We start from the raw sequence: 14,963 nt of genomic DNA on the forward strand, positions 1-14,963 counted from the left end.
TCTGGATCCAGAAGAACGACGCGATGCGCTCGCCGCGTGTCACGGGCGTCACGTGATGCAGGCTGGATGCCGGATACAGCACGAGATCGCCCGCGGGCAGCTTCGCGCGATGCACGCCGTACGTATCTTCCACACACAGTTCGCCACCGTCGTACGCATCCGGCTCCGCGAGAAACAGCGTCGCCGACAGATCGCTGCGCACGCGAAAATCCGTGCCGCGCAGCAGCCGGATCGCGTTGTCGACATGCGTGCCGAACGTCTCGCCGCCTTCATAGCGATTGAACAGCGGCGGAAACACCTTCAGCGGCAGCGCCGCCGAAAAGAACAACGCATGACGCGCCAGCGCATCCTGGATCGCATCGCCGACCGCGCGCGCGACGGGCGAATCTTCCGGCAACTGCCGGTTTCGTTTCGCCAGCGCAGACTGCGCGCCGGACGTCGCGTTGCCGTCGACCCAGTCGGCGGCATCGAGCAATTCGCGGCATTGCGCGACCTGCGCGTGCGTCAGCACGCCAGGAACATGAAGCATCATGATTCGAATTCCCTCTCGTGAGACGGCAGCCGCATCGCGGCCGCGCGGAACGCCTCGAGCGGCGACGACGCGAGATACGCGCGCATCTTCGCGACGAAGGCCGGGGTAGCGGTGGCCGGCACGCGCGCAAGCCACTCGAGCGCGTCATCGATGCGCCCGCGCGCCGCGAGCAGTCGTGCGTAGTTGAACTGGCCGCGGAAGTCGCCGGCCTCGGCTGCGCGACGATAGTGGTCGAACGCGGCATCGGCGTCGACGGGTACGACCCAGCCGTCCTCGTGGAAACCGCCGATCAGGTTGATCGATTTCGCATGACCGAGCGCGGCCGCGCGGCGAAACCAGTCGAGCGCGTCGGCGCGGTTCTCGTCGATGCCATTGCCGAGCGCGAGCGCCGTCGCATAGTTGTACATCCCCCAGTCGAGCCCGGCCTGCGCGGCGAGCCGATACCAGTACACGGCCACCGGCGTGCATGCGGCCGTGCCCCAGCCGAACTCGTAGCAGCGGCCGAGCATGTTCATCGCCATCGGATGACCGGCGCGCGCCGCGTGCCGGAACCAGCCGAACGCGGCGGCCGGATCGCGCGCGACGCCGTGCCCGTCGAGCAGATACTGTCCGTAGACGGCCTGCGCGTCGACGATGCCGTTTTCGGCGGCCGCCGCCACCCACGCGGCGGCGCGCTCGGGCGGCCCGGCGAGGATCTCGGCGAACGCGCCCGGCGACACCGACGCGAGCGCCCTCAGCGATACCGGTTCCATCGATCAGTAGCGCGCGTTCAGCGTGACGAACGCCGAGCGGCCCGGTGCGATCGACGCGTAGTGCGCCGGATACGCCTGATCGAAGTACGTGCGGTTGAACAGGTTGTTCACGTTCAGTTGCAGGTCGAGCTTCTTGTTGATCCGGTACTGCGCCATCGCATCGAAGCGCCAGTACGACGGCACGGCGCGCAGGTTCGCCGGATCGCCGAATACTTCCGACATGTAGAACGCGCCGCCGCCAACGGTGAACTTCGGCGTCACGTCGTAGTTCGACCACATCGTCAGGCTGTGCTTTGGCGTGTTCGGGAAGCGGTGGCCGTCGTTCGCGGCATCCTTGCCGTTGTCGCGCAGTTCGCTCTTCATGTACGTGTAGCCGCCGAACACCTGCCACTGCTTCGTGATCTGGCCGGCGACGCCGAGCTCGAGACCCTGCACGCGCTTGTTGCCGACCATCGCGTACTCGTTGTTCGGCAGCGTCACGCGCGCATTCGTCGTGTCGATCTGGAACAGCGCGGCGGTCAGCGACAGCTTGTCGTTCAGCACGTTCCACTTCGTGCCGAGCTCGATGCTGCGGTTCTTCTCGGGAGCCATCTGGTCCGCGTTCGGGCCGACGCCGCCGCGGCCCGGCGTGAGCGACTGCGTCTCGCTGCCTTCGCCGAGCAGCATGCCGGCCGGCGTCGACGACGTTGCATACGACGCGTAGATGCTGCCGTTCTGCGCGGGCTTGAACACGGCACCGAGCTGCCAGTTGAAGAGCGTGTCGTCGCGGGTGTAGGTCTTGCCGCCGTTCGCCCTGGTGTCGGTGAAGCGGGTCGAGTAGTCGTCGACGCGCACGCCGGCGTTGACCTGCCAGCGCGGCGTGAGCTCGATCGTGTCGAAGCCGTAGATCGACTTCGTCGTGGTGCGCGCGTGCGCGTAATCGTTGTTGCGCGTGATCGAGCCGGCCCACGGGTCGTTCGGATTCGGCGACCACAGGCTTGTGCAGTTGTAGCCAGACGGCGCGCCGATGCCTTTCTGGCAGATCGTGCCCTTGTCGGTCGCGACCGTGTACGAATCGCGCTTGCCCCATTCGCGCGACAGTTCGACGCCGGTCGTGAAGCTGTGCCTGAACGGGCCGGTGCGGAATTCGCCGAACAGCTCGGTCAGGTTCGCGAGGCTGTTGACCGCGCTGTTGCGGTTGTTGTTGCGGCGCCAGACCTTGCCGTTGACCACGTTGCCCTGGCTGTCGTCGGGCTGCGTCCAGATGTAGTCCTGCGTCGATTCCGTGTAGCGCGTGGTATTGCGCACCGTCAGCCCCGGCGTGATGTCGTGCTCGATCTTGATCGTGCTGATGTCGGACGTGGTCTTGCGGAAGTCGCGGTCGATCAGCCCGTAGAAATTGTGGCGGTCGACGGGTGCCGGATAGATCGTATCGACGTTCGCGGGCTTGTTCGACGTCGTGTAGAAGTACGGAATGCCGCTGTCGGGCAGATCGTCGGTCGACAGGTGGTAGTAGCTGGCGGTCACGCGCGTCGGCGTGCCGAGGCCGAACGCGATCGACGGCGCGACGCCCCAGCGCTCGTTGTTGACGGCGTCGCGGCCGGCGACGTCGTTGTTGTGGCTCATCAGGTTCAGGCGGAACGCGGCGTGATCGGCGAACTGCCAGTTGCCGTCGGCGGTGAAGCGGCGATAACGGTCGGTGCCGAGGCCCGCGCTCGCGGCGGCGGTCGTGCCGAGGTGCGGCGCCTTCGTGATCAGGTTGATGCTGCCGCCCGCGCCGCCGCGGCCGCCGTACGCACCGTCGGAACCCTTGGTGATCTCGACGCGCTCGGTGTTGAAGATTTCGCGCGTGGTCGCGCCCGTGTCGCGCATCCCGTCGACGAACATGCTGCCTTGCGTATCGTAGCCGCGAATGAACGGGCGATCGCCGAGCGGGTTGCCGCCTTCGCCGGCGCCGAACGTGATGCCGGGCACGGTGCGCAGCGCCTCGGTCAGGGTGGCCGCGCCGCTGCTCTGGATCAGCGCCTGCGGAATCACGGTGACCGACTTCGGCGTGTCGACGAGCGGTGCGGTGAATTTCACGGACGCGGAAAAGTCGGCCTTGTAGCTGTGCTCGGTCTTGCCCTGGACCTCGATCGGCGCGAGATGGCCTTCCGTGCCGACCGGGGCGGGCGACGGCGTGCCGTCGGCGAACGCAGGGCTCGCGGCGAGCACGCTGCACAGGGTGGTGAATTTGCCGAGCTTCAGCTCTTCGGGACGGGACTTCATGGTGCGCTTCGACCTCGCTGCGTGGCCCGGAAACGGCGTGGTGCGGAAAGGTGCATGCCGCCGGGAATTATTACGATTTGTTTTCAGGCGGCATTCTATGTAATTTTTGGTTAAATGAGAAGCGTTCGTGTTCTCATTTGTAAGGAAATTGTTGACGAATGTGGCGGAGGGCGCGAAGGCTCGCGGGGCGGGGGAGAGATGGCTGAATGGCCGAGTGTGAAAGGCGTGGCGGGCGTTTTACCGTGGCCGTGTTGCCGGAGGGGCGCAGGCGAGACTGGCTGCGCCAAAGCATCGAGCAACGCGTCGTGCCGTTGTGTCGCGGCCGGATCCTGCCGTTCGACGATGCGGCGAGCCAGGCGTAGGCGTATGTGAGCCTTCGCGCGAAGGCGTCTGCCGATGGCTTGGTCGCTGCAATTGCCGGAGCGAACGGGCTGATCGTTGCCACGCGCGACGTCGGGCCGTTCGAAGCAACCGGTCTGCGTGTGATCGCCCCGTGGGTCGGCTGACGCCGGGTTGGCCGCCCCCACGTTACCTGCATCGAAAATGAAAAACGCGCCGTGCAAGGAGGCGCGTCGTGTGCACTACGTCGGCGCGCGGCCCTCGAGATGAAGCAGTCTCAAGCCCGGCCGCGCCGCGCCGGATGCGGATCAATCGATCCCGTGAAACACCGCATCCTCGGGCCCGAGGTATGCCGGCGGGCGCCACGTCGCGTCGCGCATGGAATGCTGGACGAGGTTCTCGACGCCGAGCAGCACCGCGAAGATCGCCATGCGCACCGGGATGCCGTTGTCGGTCTGGCGGAAGATCGCAAGGCGCGGATCGCGGTTCAGGTCGACCGACAGGTCGTTCGCGCCGGGCCGGCTGTCGCGCGGCAGCGGGTGCATGATCAGCGTGTCGGATTTGCAGACGGAATCGACGAGCGCCTGGTTGATCTGGAAATCCGGCGTGTAGCCTTCGAACGACTCGTCGGTGAAGCGCTCCTTCTGGATCCGCGTCGCATAGACGACGTCCGCGCCGCGCAGCCCGGCCGCGAGGTCGTTCGTCTGCTCGATCACGTGGCCGTTCGTCGCGATCTGGTCGATGATGTAGGTCGGCATTTCGAGCGTCGGCGGCGACACGAGCGTGAACTTGAGCCCGCGGTACAGCGCGAGCAGCTTGACGAGCGAATGCACGGTGCGGCCGTACTTCAGATCGCCGACGAGCGCGATATGCGCGCCGTCGACGATCTTGCCGAGTCGCGAGAACTCGCGCTGGATCGTATAGAGATCGAGTAGCGCCTGGCTCGGGTGTTCGCCGGGGCCGTCGCCGCCGTTGATTACCGGCAGGTTGGTCGCGCGCGCGAACTCGGCGACCGAGCCCTTCTCCGGATGGCGGATCACGAGCGCGTCGACATAGCCGGCCATCACGCGGCTCGTGTCGTAGATCGATTCACCCTTGGCCATCGACGAGAACGTGAAGCCGGTCGTGTCGCACACCGAGCCGCCGAGCCGGCAGAACGCCGCGCCGAACGACACGCGTGTGCGCGTGCTGGCTTCGAAGAACAGGTTGCCGAGCACGGCGCCTTCGAGCACGCGCGAAATCTTGTGGCGGCGCGCGATCGGCTGCATCACGTCGGCGACGCGGAACAGCGCCTCGACCGAATCCCGCGAGAACTGGTCCACCGAGATCAGTTGCGGCTTGCCTTCGAACAGGAACTGATTCGCGAGCCCCTGTTTATCTACGCTTTGCGTATGGTTCGCGCCATCCGGTTCCGAGCGCTCGACGATTTCCGACACGAAGCGCTCGACGATCTCGGGCATGCCGCGCGATTCCTGCGAATCGTCGGGCAACAGCCACGTATCCAGCGCGCGGCGGCTAACGCCGATGCGGTTCGCGAACGCTTCGCGGGTCATGTTGAGGCGGCGCATCGCGTCGCGCAGGAAGGCTTGCTGGGGAACGGTCATCGGTGGCACCTCGCAGAAAATATACGCGATGCGTATATTAGTTCGAAGGCCGGCGAAGTCAAGGAAAATCTGTGCAAAGCGCCTGTGTGATCGGTGTCACACCTGCCGGCTCGCACTGGCGCACGGCAGCCGTCTCCGTATAATCAGGTCAGGCCCCGTGTCCTGCATGTGGCAGGGCGCGATGCCGCAGACGATTCGCCCGGTCGGGCTTGTTGATTCGAAGGAGAATGAGAATGACGCGTACGATTGCTGCAATGCTGCTGGTGGTGACCGCCGCGCTAGCCGGTTGCAATACCGTTGCAGGCATGGGTCAGGATATTTCGAAGGGTGGCCAGGCGATCAGCGATACGGCCGACAAGGCCAAGTAAGCTGCCGGGTTCCGGAATGCAGAAGGCGCCGGGCCGTCCCGCGAGTGCGGGGCGGCCCGGCGCCTTTTTTACTGTTCGCGGTGCGGCTGCAGCCCGCGTCAGGCGGTTTCCACGAACGCGTAACGGCCGTCGACCTTGCGCGGCGTGAACCAGCCGAAGTCCGGGAACATCCGGTTGCGGACGAACCAGACGTAACCCACCAGCACGACCGTCACCGCGAGGCTCGGCAGTGCGCTCGACGGATCCTGTCCGAGATCGGCGATGGTCTTCGGCAGTTGCAGCAGCGACAGGATGATGAACGCGTGATACGCGCCGACGCGATGGGTCGCGAAGCCCCAGATGAACAGCAGCGACAGCGGCACGGTCAGCACGACGAACAGCACAGCGAGGCCTTTGCCGAGTACGCCCGCCGCGCCGAGGTGGTCCGCGGCGGCGGAGAACAGGTAGGCGAGCGCGAGGCTGATCACGAGTTGCGCGATGCCGAGGCCGACCAGGATCCATGTGTGCACCTTGTTCTTTCTGCACAGCTCGGGGTCGGGGCGCGACGCGATCAGGCGCGCGAGCACGCGATCCTTGAGGCCGTGTCCGGCCAGTTCAGCCAGCACGTCGGCTTTTCTCGCACCCGCGGACAGCAGCGCCGCGATTCTTGTTTTGGCTTCCTTCTTGTTCATGGCGTGGCGAATTATTGTTCGATGGTTGTCAAAAGGCCCGGCCACGCGAATATTGCATCTTGTGCGATGGGGCGCAACGGTTTTGCCGCGGATGGACACATTCCTACAATCGCCGCCGATGGGGGGGGCGGGTCATCGGTCGATGGTGGGGGGGCGCTGTCGGACTGGCTGTCGGACTCGACGCGTGTGTCGGAGTTTGGCGACCTGGCCGGCCCGGGCCGCGGCGATCGCGGTCGCGTGATGTCGTGCACCGCATCCATCGCCCGGCATGGCTCGGGCTGACGCCGAGCGGACCGGAAAACTCGGCGCCGCGCATGCAGCGCGCGGGAAGCGGATCAGTCGGCGGTCGGCGAGGATGCCGCCGGGCGGGCCGGCAGCGCCGACCGTGTTTGGGTTTCGCGCGCCGGCGGGTCACGTCGCCGCGTTGCGCCTGCCAGCATCCCGGCGATGACGAGCGCGATGCCCAGAAGCCGCGTGCCTCCCAGCGTCTCGCCGAACAGCGCGACGGCGAACAGCACGGCCGAGACGGGCGCGACCGCCGTGAACAGCGCGGCTTCGGTGCCGCTCGTCCGCGCGGAACCCGCATACCAGCACACATAACCGAGCACGGTCGGCACCAGCGCGTAGTACGCGATCGCCGAAACGGCGCCGATCGTCCAGCCGGCCGCCGCCGCGTGCCATTCGAATGCGGCCGGGACCAGCGCGAGCACGAAGCCAAGGCCCGACATCGCTGTCGACAGCGCGAGCGGCGGCAACGGCGCTGACAACCGCCGGTTCAGCAGGATGAACACGGCCTCGCATGCCACGGCGGCGAGCACCAGCGCATCCCCGGCGAGCGTTTGCAGCGACGGCATGGCCTGACCGGGCGCGAACGTGACGAACAGGACGCCCGCGGTGGCGAGTGCGGCTGCGCCCCAGTCGCGAAGCGTCTGCCGCTCACGCAGCACGACGGCCGCGATCAGCGTCGACATCGCCGGCAGCGTGCCGAGCATCACGCCCGCATCGACCGGCGACGACAGCTTCGTGCCGCTGATCAGCAGCACCGTATAGCCGACGCCGCCCGCTGCCGCCTGGACGACGAGCAGCACCGCGTCACGGGTGCCAATGCGCGGCCAGCGCATTCGTTGCGCACGCATCAGCGCGAACAGCAGCGGGGTCGCGATCAGGAAGCGCAGCACGGTGGCCGTGAATGGCGGCAGGCCGCTGGCCGCGAAGCGGCTCGCGATGACAGTGCTGCCGACGCCGGTCATCGCGGCGGCGAGGTAGAGATAGCCGATCAGTCGTGTTTTCATGCGCCGCATCATCGCGTGCGGCGGCGGGGGCGTCTTGAACGAAATTGCAGCGGTGTGCGTGGCGTGGCGGGCGTGTCGACCGGTGCGGCGCTCGGTGCTTCCGCACGGGGCACCGCGTCGTTCTGCATCGACCGGCATCGCTACGTCACGACAACGGCCCATGGCGCCGCGATAGAGGCGTGTCGCGTAACGAAGCCCCGTCACCCGGCCTGCGTGAACCTTCCCGGCGTGATCCCGAACTGGCGCGCAAAGGCACGCGTCAGGTGGCTCTGATCGGCAAAACCGGCTTCGGCCGCGGCATCCGCGATCGGCGTGCCGCTCGCGAGCAGGGCGCGAGCGAGCCGCGTGCGCGACTGCACCAGATACGCATGTGGCGTGATGCCGAGCTCACGTGTGAAGCCGCGCAGCAACTGGAAGCGGCTCACGCCGCTCAAGCCGGCCAGTTCCGCAAGCGAAACGGGTGCCGCGGGCGCTGCATCGAGCCGTTCGCGGGCAACGCGGATCGCCGGTGCGACGCGGGCGGGCGGCAGTGCGCGGTTCGAATGCCGTGCCAGCAGCCCGGCGACCAGCATCACGAGCGCTTCGTCGCGCGCGAGCGCCAGCGTTTCGCCTTCGACTATCCGCGCATGCAGCCTGCCGAACGCGGCGGCGAGCCGCGCGTCGCGCACGGCCGGATGCGCGAGTTCGACGCCGCCGAGGCCTTCTTCCGCCGCGACGCCCGCAACCAGCGCGGGCGCGAGGTACAGCATCCGCCAGCGCCGGCCCGCACCCGCGTCGATCGGCATGCCGTCGTGCATTTCGCCGGGATTGACCATGATCGCGTCGCCGGCCAGCGCGTCGACCTGCCCGCGGCCGCTCCATGATCGATGCGCGCCGCTGACGATCACGCCGACCCCGAATTCATCGTGCGCATGCCGCGGAAACGCGCGATCGGACTCGAGGCTGATCGCCTCGATGCCTTCGTCGGTCCGTCGGTAGTGGGTGACACGGTGCATGGGTACTCCTGGCGTCGTCGGCGACGCGAATTCCGTGCACTTTAGCGCGTTCCCGCCGCGCGCGCCCTTCATCCTTTTGGCCGATACCGCGCCGCGCGCGCAGCCGCCACCATGTGCACATGAGCAGCGTACATGGCCCGCCGGGCCTGAAGTTGCGCAGGAGGCGGCAGGTGGAACAACAGGATCCAGTATTCATTCAGGTGGGCGCACTGGCGGACGGTTTCGCGCCGGACGCGAACATCCTCACGCCCGTGAACGCACTCGCGGGGCGGTCGCTCACCCTTGACGACGCAGCGGGCGCGTGGCGCGTCTATACGTTCGAGGCGGGTGCGCTGCAATGGCGCGATGCGGCGACCGACACGGGCGGGCGCGCGCCGTGCCGGGTCACGCGGCTGCGCGACGAGCTGTATTTCGTCGACTACATCGATCCGGCGGCGCGTGCGACGTCGGTCAGCCTCGTGATCGATCTCGGCAACGGCGTGTGGACGTCGGTGGTCGGCACGCTGCCGACCGAAGCGGACACGCACATCGATGCGTTCACGCGCGTCGCGCGCGGGTTGCCGCTGACGGGCGTCGATGCCGCGTTCCGGCACGGCACGCTCGGCGGCCATGCGCAGCCGGGACCGCTGCACGGGCCCACGCGCGAGCTGATCGGCAAGCGGACGATGTACCGCTACAGCCCGACCGAATGCTACGAGCACATCTACCTGAACGAGAACTTCTATGCATGGCAGTGCCTGCTGGGCGTCGAAGGCGGGCTGGCCGACGTCGACCGCTGCCATTACTTCAAGATCGCGGAGCAACTGTATCTGTTCGTCTGGCGCGAGAAAGTGGTGCCGACGCTCGGCGTCGTGCTGATCGATCTCGCGCAACGCAAGACCGACGGCAAGATCTTCGGTTATCAGGGCGGCGATTTCGGCTCGCTGTCGAATTTCCCGATCGGCGCGCATGCGCAGGTGCTGAACGAAACCGTGCATCCGCTCGGCGGCGAGGCGGCGCAATGAACGCCATGCCGGGCAGCGGCCGCCTGCGTGCGGATTTCAGCGGGCGGGTCGTGCTCGTGACCGGCGCCGCGCAGGGGATCGGCGCGGCGATCGCGCGCCGGTTCGCGGAATCCGACGCGTTCGTCGCGCTCGCCGATCTCAATGGCGACGCGGCCGCCGCGCAGGCCGAGGCGCTTGCCAGCGCGGGCGCCGATGCGCGCGCCTATCGCGTCGACGCCGCGAGCCGCGAAGAACTCTGCGCGCTCGTCGCGGCGGTCGAGCGCGACGGCGGGCGGCTCGATGTCGTCGTGCACAACGCCGCATATTTCCCGCTGACCCCGTTTGTGCAGATCGATGTGCCGGTGCTCGAGCGGACGTTGTCGGTCAACCTGTCGGCGCTGTTCTGGCTCGCGCAGGCCGCGTTGCCCGCATTCGAGCGCGCGGGGGCCGGGCGGCTGCTCGTCACGTCCTCGGTGACGGGGCCGCGCGTCGTGTATCCGGGTCTCGCGCATTACGCGGCATCGAAGGCCGGCGTCAACGGTTTCATCCGCGCGGCGGCGCTCGAACTCGCGCGCCGCAACGTGACGGTCAACGGCGTCGAGCCGGGGATGATTCGCACGCCTGCCGCCGGCAATCTCGGCGACGCGTCGGTCGCCGCGCAGATCGCGCGCGACATCCCGCTCGCGCGGATGGGCGAGCCGGAGGACATCGCGAACGCGATGCTGTTTCTCGCGTCGGCCGATGCGGCGTACATCACTGGGCAGACGATCGTCGTCGACGGCGGCGCGACGTTGCCGGAGAGCGGGGCCGTGCTGGGCGACGGATAACGCGGGCAAGGAGGGCTGCGCGGTGGCGGCCGGCGGGCGCATCGTCAGCGCTGTCGACGGCCGGGGCGTGCGCACGCGCGATTACAGCCAGCCGTTGCGAATGAACTCGACGATCGAATAACGGCGACGCTCGAGATCTCGCTGGCGCACGGCGTCGACGATGCGCGACACGCCGTCTGCGTAAGGCGATGCGCCATACACGCGGGATTCGAACTGCAGGCTGCACGCGCCGTCCTCGATGCGGATCCGGTGGAATGCATGGCGGCCGAGCTGGTCGTCGGGAATCTGCAGGGCGTCGCGCTGCTCCGCGAGGTCGCGCACGGAGCGGATGTCCTGCGCCGGCACGCCGAGCGACCGACCGATGTCGACCGCGGTGCCGGGCACGGACGTCTTGCTGGCCTGATGCGACTCGGTCACGCTGATGTTGCAGTCGCGAAACAGATGGCCGCTGGTTTCCAGCATGCTCATGAACTTGAGCATCAGGATGTTCGTGTTCGGACAGAGCACGACGGGGAAATCGTACGATCCGGTTTCGAGGTCGGAGCCGGTCGACAGCTCGATGAGCGTCGAACCCGTTGCGTGGCAGAACGCGATTGCGTCGGGCAGCTCGCGGCCGGAACCGGCATGGACGACGATCGATCGGGCGGCGCTACGTCGGGCATCGGCTCGCGCACCATCCGACCAGGGCATCACGTGACAGATTGCGGGATCGAGTTGATGCGAGCGGAGCAGTTCGGTTGCCAGCTTGCCGGTGCCAACGACGAGTACTTGCATGGGATTGACGGGTTGCGGTTCGGGTTTCGGTACGGAAGCGGCACGGGCCGCTCAAGGGTCCGGCGCGATCACGATGCACCGCGCGGTGTACCGTGATCGCGCATTATGCCCGGCCGCCCGCCGGCGCGTGCAGTCGTGCCGCACAGGCGTAGCGTCGGCGTATTAGCTAGCCGACGTCGTCGGCACCCACGCATTCGCCGTGTTCTTCGTCGCGAACTGCCTGGCGATCGAACGGGCGAGACGGTCCGTATCCGATGCGACGGTATCGTGCTTCGCTTCCGATACGCCATGCAGCCCGGCACCGACTGCGATCGACGTTGCGACGCGCCCGGCCACCGCGCCGACGCCCGCGGTCTCGACCACGCCCGGCATATGGCCGCTGTTCGCGCTGGCGGAGAACGTGTCGAGCGGTTGCGGAGCACCGTGGGCCGGCTGGAACAGCACGGCGATCGATGCACCCACCTCGCTCTTGCCCGCGCCGAGCCCGATCAGGGTGCGTCGGCGGCGATTGCCGGCGTCGATCCCGTCGAACCGGCCCTGGACGACCAGCGCGTCGCGATCGTTCGGCACGGGGCCGTCTGCACGCAGCGCCGGAATGCCCTGCGAGCTGAGTTCGCGCACGAGCGCGTCGGCGAGTTGCTGGCGCGCCTTCAGCGCGGTCTGCTCGCGTTGCGCGTCGGCGGACGAACCGCTCATGACGATCGCGAGCTTGCTGATCATCCCGCCGTCGATCTTCACGTCGTTCGCGTCCGCATCGAACGCCGACACGTAGACGACGGTTGCATGGACCTGCGGCAGCGCGCGCGCCACCGGCGCCGTGGCCGAGGTTGCAGTCGATGCGCAGCCGGTCATGACGAGCGAGCCGGCGATCAGCGCGGCACTGGTCAGACGTTTGGCTTGGGCGGCGAGTGCGTGAAGGGAAAGGGACATGTCGATCTCCGTGGCCTGGATGAAGGTGCCGATACTGTCGCGGCATTCAGGAACGCGAACGATCGGAAGCTGGGCGTGGACGCTGGCGGGGGAGCGGTTTCATGCCGTTGCGCAACACGCAGGCGAAGTATGCGGAGATCGGGCGCCACGCGCCACGCAGGAATTATGTCGGCGCATGTCATGCGCCGGCGCGCATCACGCGCAAAGCGGTGCGGGGGCCGGATGTGATCCGTCGAGCGGCAGCGCGACGACGGCCTCCAGGCCGCCGCCGTCGCGGTCGCGGAACGTCAGCGAGCCGCCGTGCAGCCGCGCGATCCGGTCGACGATCGCGAGGCCGAGACCGGTGCCGCCGGAGTGACCGCGCGCGTTCGCGCCGCGGCTGAACGGCGCCTTGAGTCGTTCGAGTTCCTCGGCACGGATGCCGGTGCCGCGATCGCCCACCACCGCATACGCGATCCCGTGTTCGGTCCAGGTTCGCACACCGAGGCCGGTATGTCCGTAGACGACCGCGTTCTGCATCAGGTTCATCAGCAATCGCATCACGCTGATCGGGCGGAACGCGAACGGCGGCACGTCGCCCTCGTCGAATTCGAATTCGTGCCCGAGCCCCGCGAAATCCGCGACGAGCTGTCCGATCAGCGCATTCAGGTCGCCGGTCTGCGGGCTTTCTCGCTCGCCGCTGCCCGCGTAGTCCATGAACTGCTGGAGGATCGTGTCGATCTGGTCCAGGTAGTGCTCGGCGGATTCGGTGAGCGCATCGTGGGTGCCGCGCGGCAACGCCATCGCGATCGCGAGCCGCAGCTTGGTGAGCGGCGTGCGGATGTCGTGCGACACGCCGGCCAGCATCAGCGAGCGGGTCGTTTCCGCCTGTTGCAGCGCATCGGCCATCCGGTTGAATGCGCGGCTCACGTCGGCGATTTCGGTCGGCCCGTCGGTCGGCAGCGGTGGCGGACGCTCGCCCGCCGTCACGCGTTGCGCGGCGCGTGCCAGCGCGCCGAGCGGACGGTTCAGGTGGAGCTGGATCAGGTAGCCGGTCAGCGCGGCGAGCAGCGCGAGCCCGACCGACAGCACGAGGGCGGTCGTGATGCCGCTCGCCTGCGCATCGGCGGCCATCGGCAACGAGATCCAGACCGGCGCGCCGGCAGCATGCAGGCGGATCCACAGCCGCTCGTCGTCGCCCGACTGCCAGCGCGCGGGCAACTCGGCCGGCAGACGGCGCCCGAGCGCCTGCATGAACACGTCGCGCTGCCAGGTGCGGAAGAAGGCGGCCAGATTCGGCGGTTGCGGCGGCCCTGCGGGCGGCGGCTGAGTCCGGCCGCCGAGCTGCGCGACCACCGCGCGGCCGGTGTCGGGCGGCAGGCTGGCGAGCGTGCGGTCGAGCAACTGCACGTAATCCGAGAAAATGATCGACGCCCGTTCGATGCGCGGCCGCTGCACGTAGTGCAGCAGCACGACGAGCGAACAGGCGAGCGACAGCGCGACGAGCGCGACCAGCAGCGCGATGTTGCGCGCGAGCAGCGAGCGCGGCAGCGGGAGCCGCATCACGATTCGACGCCGGCCACCAGCATGTAGCCGATGCCCCAGACCGTCTTGATGAAGCGCGGTTTGGCCGGATCGTCCTCGACGATCTGGCGCAGCCGCAGGATCTGCACGTCGACGCTGCGATCGAGCGCGGCGTGATCGCGTCCGCGCGCGCGGGCGAGCAGGTTTTCGCGGCTCACGGCGCGGTTCGGCGACGAACCCAGCGCGTGCAACAGCAGCATCTGCGCCGAATGAATCTCGACGGGCATGTCGTTGCGCATCAGCGTCTGCTGGCCGACGTCGAACGTGAAGGCACCGAAGCGCAGCCGCTGCGACGTCACGGTCGGCTCGCCGGCCGCCATCTTCTGGCGCCGCAGCAGCGCGCGCACGCGCGCGACGAGTTCGTCGGGAAGAAACGGCTTGGCGAGGTAGTCGTCGGCGCCCGTTTCGAGGCCGACAACCTTGTCCGCCGCATCGCCTTTCGCGGTGAGCATCAGGATCGGCAGCGTGTGGCCTTCGGCGCGCAGCCGGCGGCACACGCTCAGGCCGTCCTCCGGCTCCATCATCAGGTCGAGCACCAGCAGGTCGTACGGTTCGCGCTGCAGCAGGCGGTCGAGCCGCTTGCCGTCGGCGACCGCACGGACCTGGAAGCCGTGGCCGGTGAGGAAGCGTTGCAGCATGTTGCGCAGCTCCGCCTCGTCGTCGAGCACGACGATCCTGCAGGACTGTTCCATCGGCTGCCTCCGTGCGTGGCGCGACCGGGCGTGGTCCGCGCTCAGCGGGCCGCCATGCGCTGACGCATGAAGCCGGCGAGCTGCTCGAGCGTGACGTAGCCGTTGCGCTGCGTATCGATCTCGTCGAAGTGCTGCGCGACCATCGGCATGCCGGCGGCGGCCTGCTCGCGGGTGAGCTTGCCGTCGCGCGTCGTGTTCGCGTTCGCGAAGCGGGTCTGCAACTGCGAGAGCGCACGTTCGACGCGTGCGCCGCCGTTCGCGGCGCCGGCCGGCATCTGCTGCGCCGACGCTGCTGCTGAGACGATACACAAAACGGCGATGGCAATCATCTTCTGGATGGACTTCATGGGGTTTCTCCTTGCGTGGCCGGCGCGCTGCGCCGACCGGGTGGTTG

Annotated in this window: 15 protein-coding genes and 1 pseudogene; 4 read left to right on the forward strand and 12 right to left on the reverse strand. The window is 67.9% G+C overall.

The window, feature by feature from the left end; all coding sequences use genetic code 11:
• The 3 genes from DIE13_RS25875 to DIE13_RS25885 all read right to left on the reverse strand — a co-directional run.
• Positions 1-532: Fe2+-dependent dioxygenase (locus DIE13_RS25875; protein ID WP_124829936.1), on the reverse strand; the 532-nt coding region annotated here is incomplete at its 3' end.
• Positions 529-1,284: a tetratricopeptide repeat protein gene (locus tag DIE13_RS25880; protein WP_124829937.1), complete on the reverse strand. Its 756-nt coding sequence runs from the start codon at positions 1,282-1,284 to the stop codon at positions 529-531. The genes DIE13_RS25880 and DIE13_RS25875, both read right to left, overlap by 4 nt.
• 3 nt (positions 1,285-1,287) lie before the next feature.
• Complete coding sequence (locus tag DIE13_RS25885) at positions 1,288-3,531, reverse strand: TonB-dependent siderophore receptor (RefSeq protein ID WP_124829938.1); 2,244 nt, start codon at positions 3,529-3,531, stop codon at positions 1,288-1,290.
• Between the two features lie 206 nt (positions 3,532-3,737).
• Between DIE13_RS25885 and DIE13_RS33555 the strand changes: the two are divergent.
• A pseudogene (locus DIE13_RS33555) lies at positions 3,738-4,037 on the forward strand (hypothetical protein).
• Between the two features lie 141 nt (positions 4,038-4,178).
• On the opposite strand, the gene DIE13_RS25895 reads toward DIE13_RS33555, so the two are convergent.
• A complete protein-coding gene (locus DIE13_RS25895) occupies positions 4,179-5,474 on the reverse strand; it encodes an aspartate carbamoyltransferase (RefSeq protein ID WP_124829939.1) in 1,296 nt (431 codons plus the stop codon).
• Positions 5,475-5,707: 233 nt separating this feature from the next.
• Between DIE13_RS25895 and DIE13_RS25900 the strand changes: the two genes are divergently transcribed.
• Entirely contained in the window at positions 5,708-5,842 is a 135-nt protein-coding gene (locus tag DIE13_RS25900) for an entericidin A/B family lipoprotein (protein WP_096501446.1), read from the forward strand.
• Between the two features lie 98 nt (positions 5,843-5,940).
• Here DIE13_RS25900 and DIE13_RS25905 read toward each other — a convergent pair whose 3' ends face one another.
• The 3 genes from DIE13_RS25905 to DIE13_RS25915 form a co-directional block, all read right to left on the reverse strand.
• A complete protein-coding gene (locus DIE13_RS25905) occupies positions 5,941-6,513 on the reverse strand; it encodes a permease (protein WP_124829940.1) in 573 nt (190 codons plus the stop codon).
• 335 nt (positions 6,514-6,848) lie between these two features.
• Positions 6,849-7,805 (reverse strand): DMT family transporter, encoded by a 957-nt coding sequence (locus tag DIE13_RS25910; protein ID WP_124829941.1) that lies wholly within the window; start codon positions 7,803-7,805, stop codon positions 6,849-6,851.
• Positions 7,806-8,005: 200 nt separating this feature from the next.
• Complete coding sequence (locus tag DIE13_RS25915; RefSeq protein ID WP_124829942.1) at positions 8,006-8,800, reverse strand: AraC family transcriptional regulator; 795 nt, start codon at positions 8,798-8,800, stop codon at positions 8,006-8,008.
• 170 nt (positions 8,801-8,970) lie between these two features.
• On the opposite strand from DIE13_RS25915, the gene DIE13_RS25925 reads away from it, so the two are divergent.
• Together DIE13_RS25925 and DIE13_RS25930 are read left to right on the forward strand one after the other, a co-directional pair.
• A complete protein-coding gene (locus DIE13_RS25925; protein WP_124829944.1) occupies positions 8,971-9,804 on the forward strand; it encodes a molybdenum cofactor biosynthesis F family protein in 834 nt (277 codons plus the stop codon).
• Complete coding sequence (locus DIE13_RS25930; protein WP_124829945.1) at positions 9,801-10,610, forward strand: SDR family oxidoreductase; 810 nt, start codon at positions 9,801-9,803, stop codon at positions 10,608-10,610. The genes DIE13_RS25925 and DIE13_RS25930 overlap by 4 nt, the downstream gene beginning before the upstream one ends.
• Positions 10,611-10,691: 81 nt before the next feature.
• Here DIE13_RS25930 and DIE13_RS25935 read toward each other — a convergent pair whose 3' ends face one another.
• The 5 genes from DIE13_RS25935 to DIE13_RS25955 form a co-directional block, all read right to left on the reverse strand.
• A complete protein-coding gene (locus DIE13_RS25935; RefSeq protein WP_124829946.1) occupies positions 10,692-11,384 on the reverse strand; it encodes a dihydrodipicolinate reductase C-terminal domain-containing protein in 693 nt (230 codons plus the stop codon).
• A gap of 162 nt (positions 11,385-11,546) precedes the next feature.
• On the reverse strand, positions 11,547-12,314 hold the full coding sequence (locus DIE13_RS25940; RefSeq protein WP_124829947.1) for a DUF4410 domain-containing protein: 768 nt from the start codon (positions 12,312-12,314) through the stop codon (positions 11,547-11,549).
• 195 nt (positions 12,315-12,509) lie between these two features.
• Positions 12,510-13,856, reverse strand: a complete 1,347-nt coding sequence (locus tag DIE13_RS25945) for an ATP-binding protein (RefSeq protein WP_124829948.1) — start codon at positions 13,854-13,856, stop codon at positions 12,510-12,512.
• Positions 13,856-14,569, reverse strand: coding sequence for a response regulator (locus tag DIE13_RS25950; RefSeq protein ID WP_124829949.1), 714 nt, complete (start codon positions 14,567-14,569; stop codon positions 13,856-13,858). The genes DIE13_RS25945 and DIE13_RS25950 overlap by 1 nt, the downstream gene beginning before the upstream one ends.
• Before the next feature lie 41 nt (positions 14,570-14,610).
• Positions 14,611-14,916, reverse strand: a complete 306-nt coding sequence (locus DIE13_RS25955) for an EF-hand domain-containing protein (RefSeq protein ID WP_124829950.1) — start codon at positions 14,914-14,916, stop codon at positions 14,611-14,613.
• Positions 14,917-14,963 lie beyond the last annotated feature (47 nt).

This window comes from Burkholderia sp. Bp9016, from assembly GCF_003857765.1.
Lineage (GTDB): Bacteria > Pseudomonadota > Gammaproteobacteria > Burkholderiales > Burkholderiaceae > Burkholderia.

Bases quoted from the DNA above. Each gene is read 5' to 3' on its own strand.
- DIE13_RS25950 (WP_124829949.1), bottom strand. From the start codon at position 14,569: ATGGAACAGTCCTGCAGGATCGTCGTGCTCGACGACGAGGCGGAGCTG.
- DIE13_RS25880 (WP_124829937.1), bottom strand. From the start codon at position 1,284: ATGGAACCGGTATCGCTGAGGGCGCTCGCGTCGGTGTCGCCGGGCGCG.
- DIE13_RS25900 (WP_096501446.1), top strand. From the start codon at position 5,708: ATGACGCGTACGATTGCTGCAATGCTGCTGGTGGTGACCGCCGCGCTA.
- DIE13_RS25910 (WP_124829941.1), bottom strand. From the start codon at position 7,805: ATGAAAACACGACTGATCGGCTATCTCTACCTCGCCGCCGCGATGACC.
- DIE13_RS25945 (WP_124829948.1), bottom strand. From the start codon at position 13,856: ATGCGGCTCCCGCTGCCGCGCTCGCTGCTCGCGCGCAACATCGCGCTG.
- DIE13_RS25955 (WP_124829950.1), bottom strand. From the start codon at position 14,916: ATGAAGTCCATCCAGAAGATGATTGCCATCGCCGTTTTGTGTATCGTC.
- DIE13_RS25930 (WP_124829945.1), top strand. From the start codon at position 9,801: ATGAACGCCATGCCGGGCAGCGGCCGCCTGCGTGCGGATTTCAGCGGG.
- DIE13_RS25895 (WP_124829939.1), bottom strand. From the start codon at position 5,474: ATGACCGTTCCCCAGCAAGCCTTCCTGCGCGACGCGATGCGCCGCCTC.
- DIE13_RS25940 (WP_124829947.1), bottom strand. From the start codon at position 12,314: ATGTCCCTTTCCCTTCACGCACTCGCCGCCCAAGCCAAACGTCTGACC.
- DIE13_RS25885 (WP_124829938.1), bottom strand. From the start codon at position 3,531: ATGAAGTCCCGTCCCGAAGAGCTGAAGCTCGGCAAATTCACCACCCTG.
- DIE13_RS25905 (WP_124829940.1), bottom strand. From the start codon at position 6,513: ATGAACAAGAAGGAAGCCAAAACAAGAATCGCGGCGCTGCTGTCCGCG.
- DIE13_RS25935 (WP_124829946.1), bottom strand. From the start codon at position 11,384: ATGCAAGTACTCGTCGTTGGCACCGGCAAGCTGGCAACCGAACTGCTC.
- DIE13_RS25915 (WP_124829942.1), bottom strand. From the start codon at position 8,800: ATGCACCGTGTCACCCACTACCGACGGACCGACGAAGGCATCGAGGCG.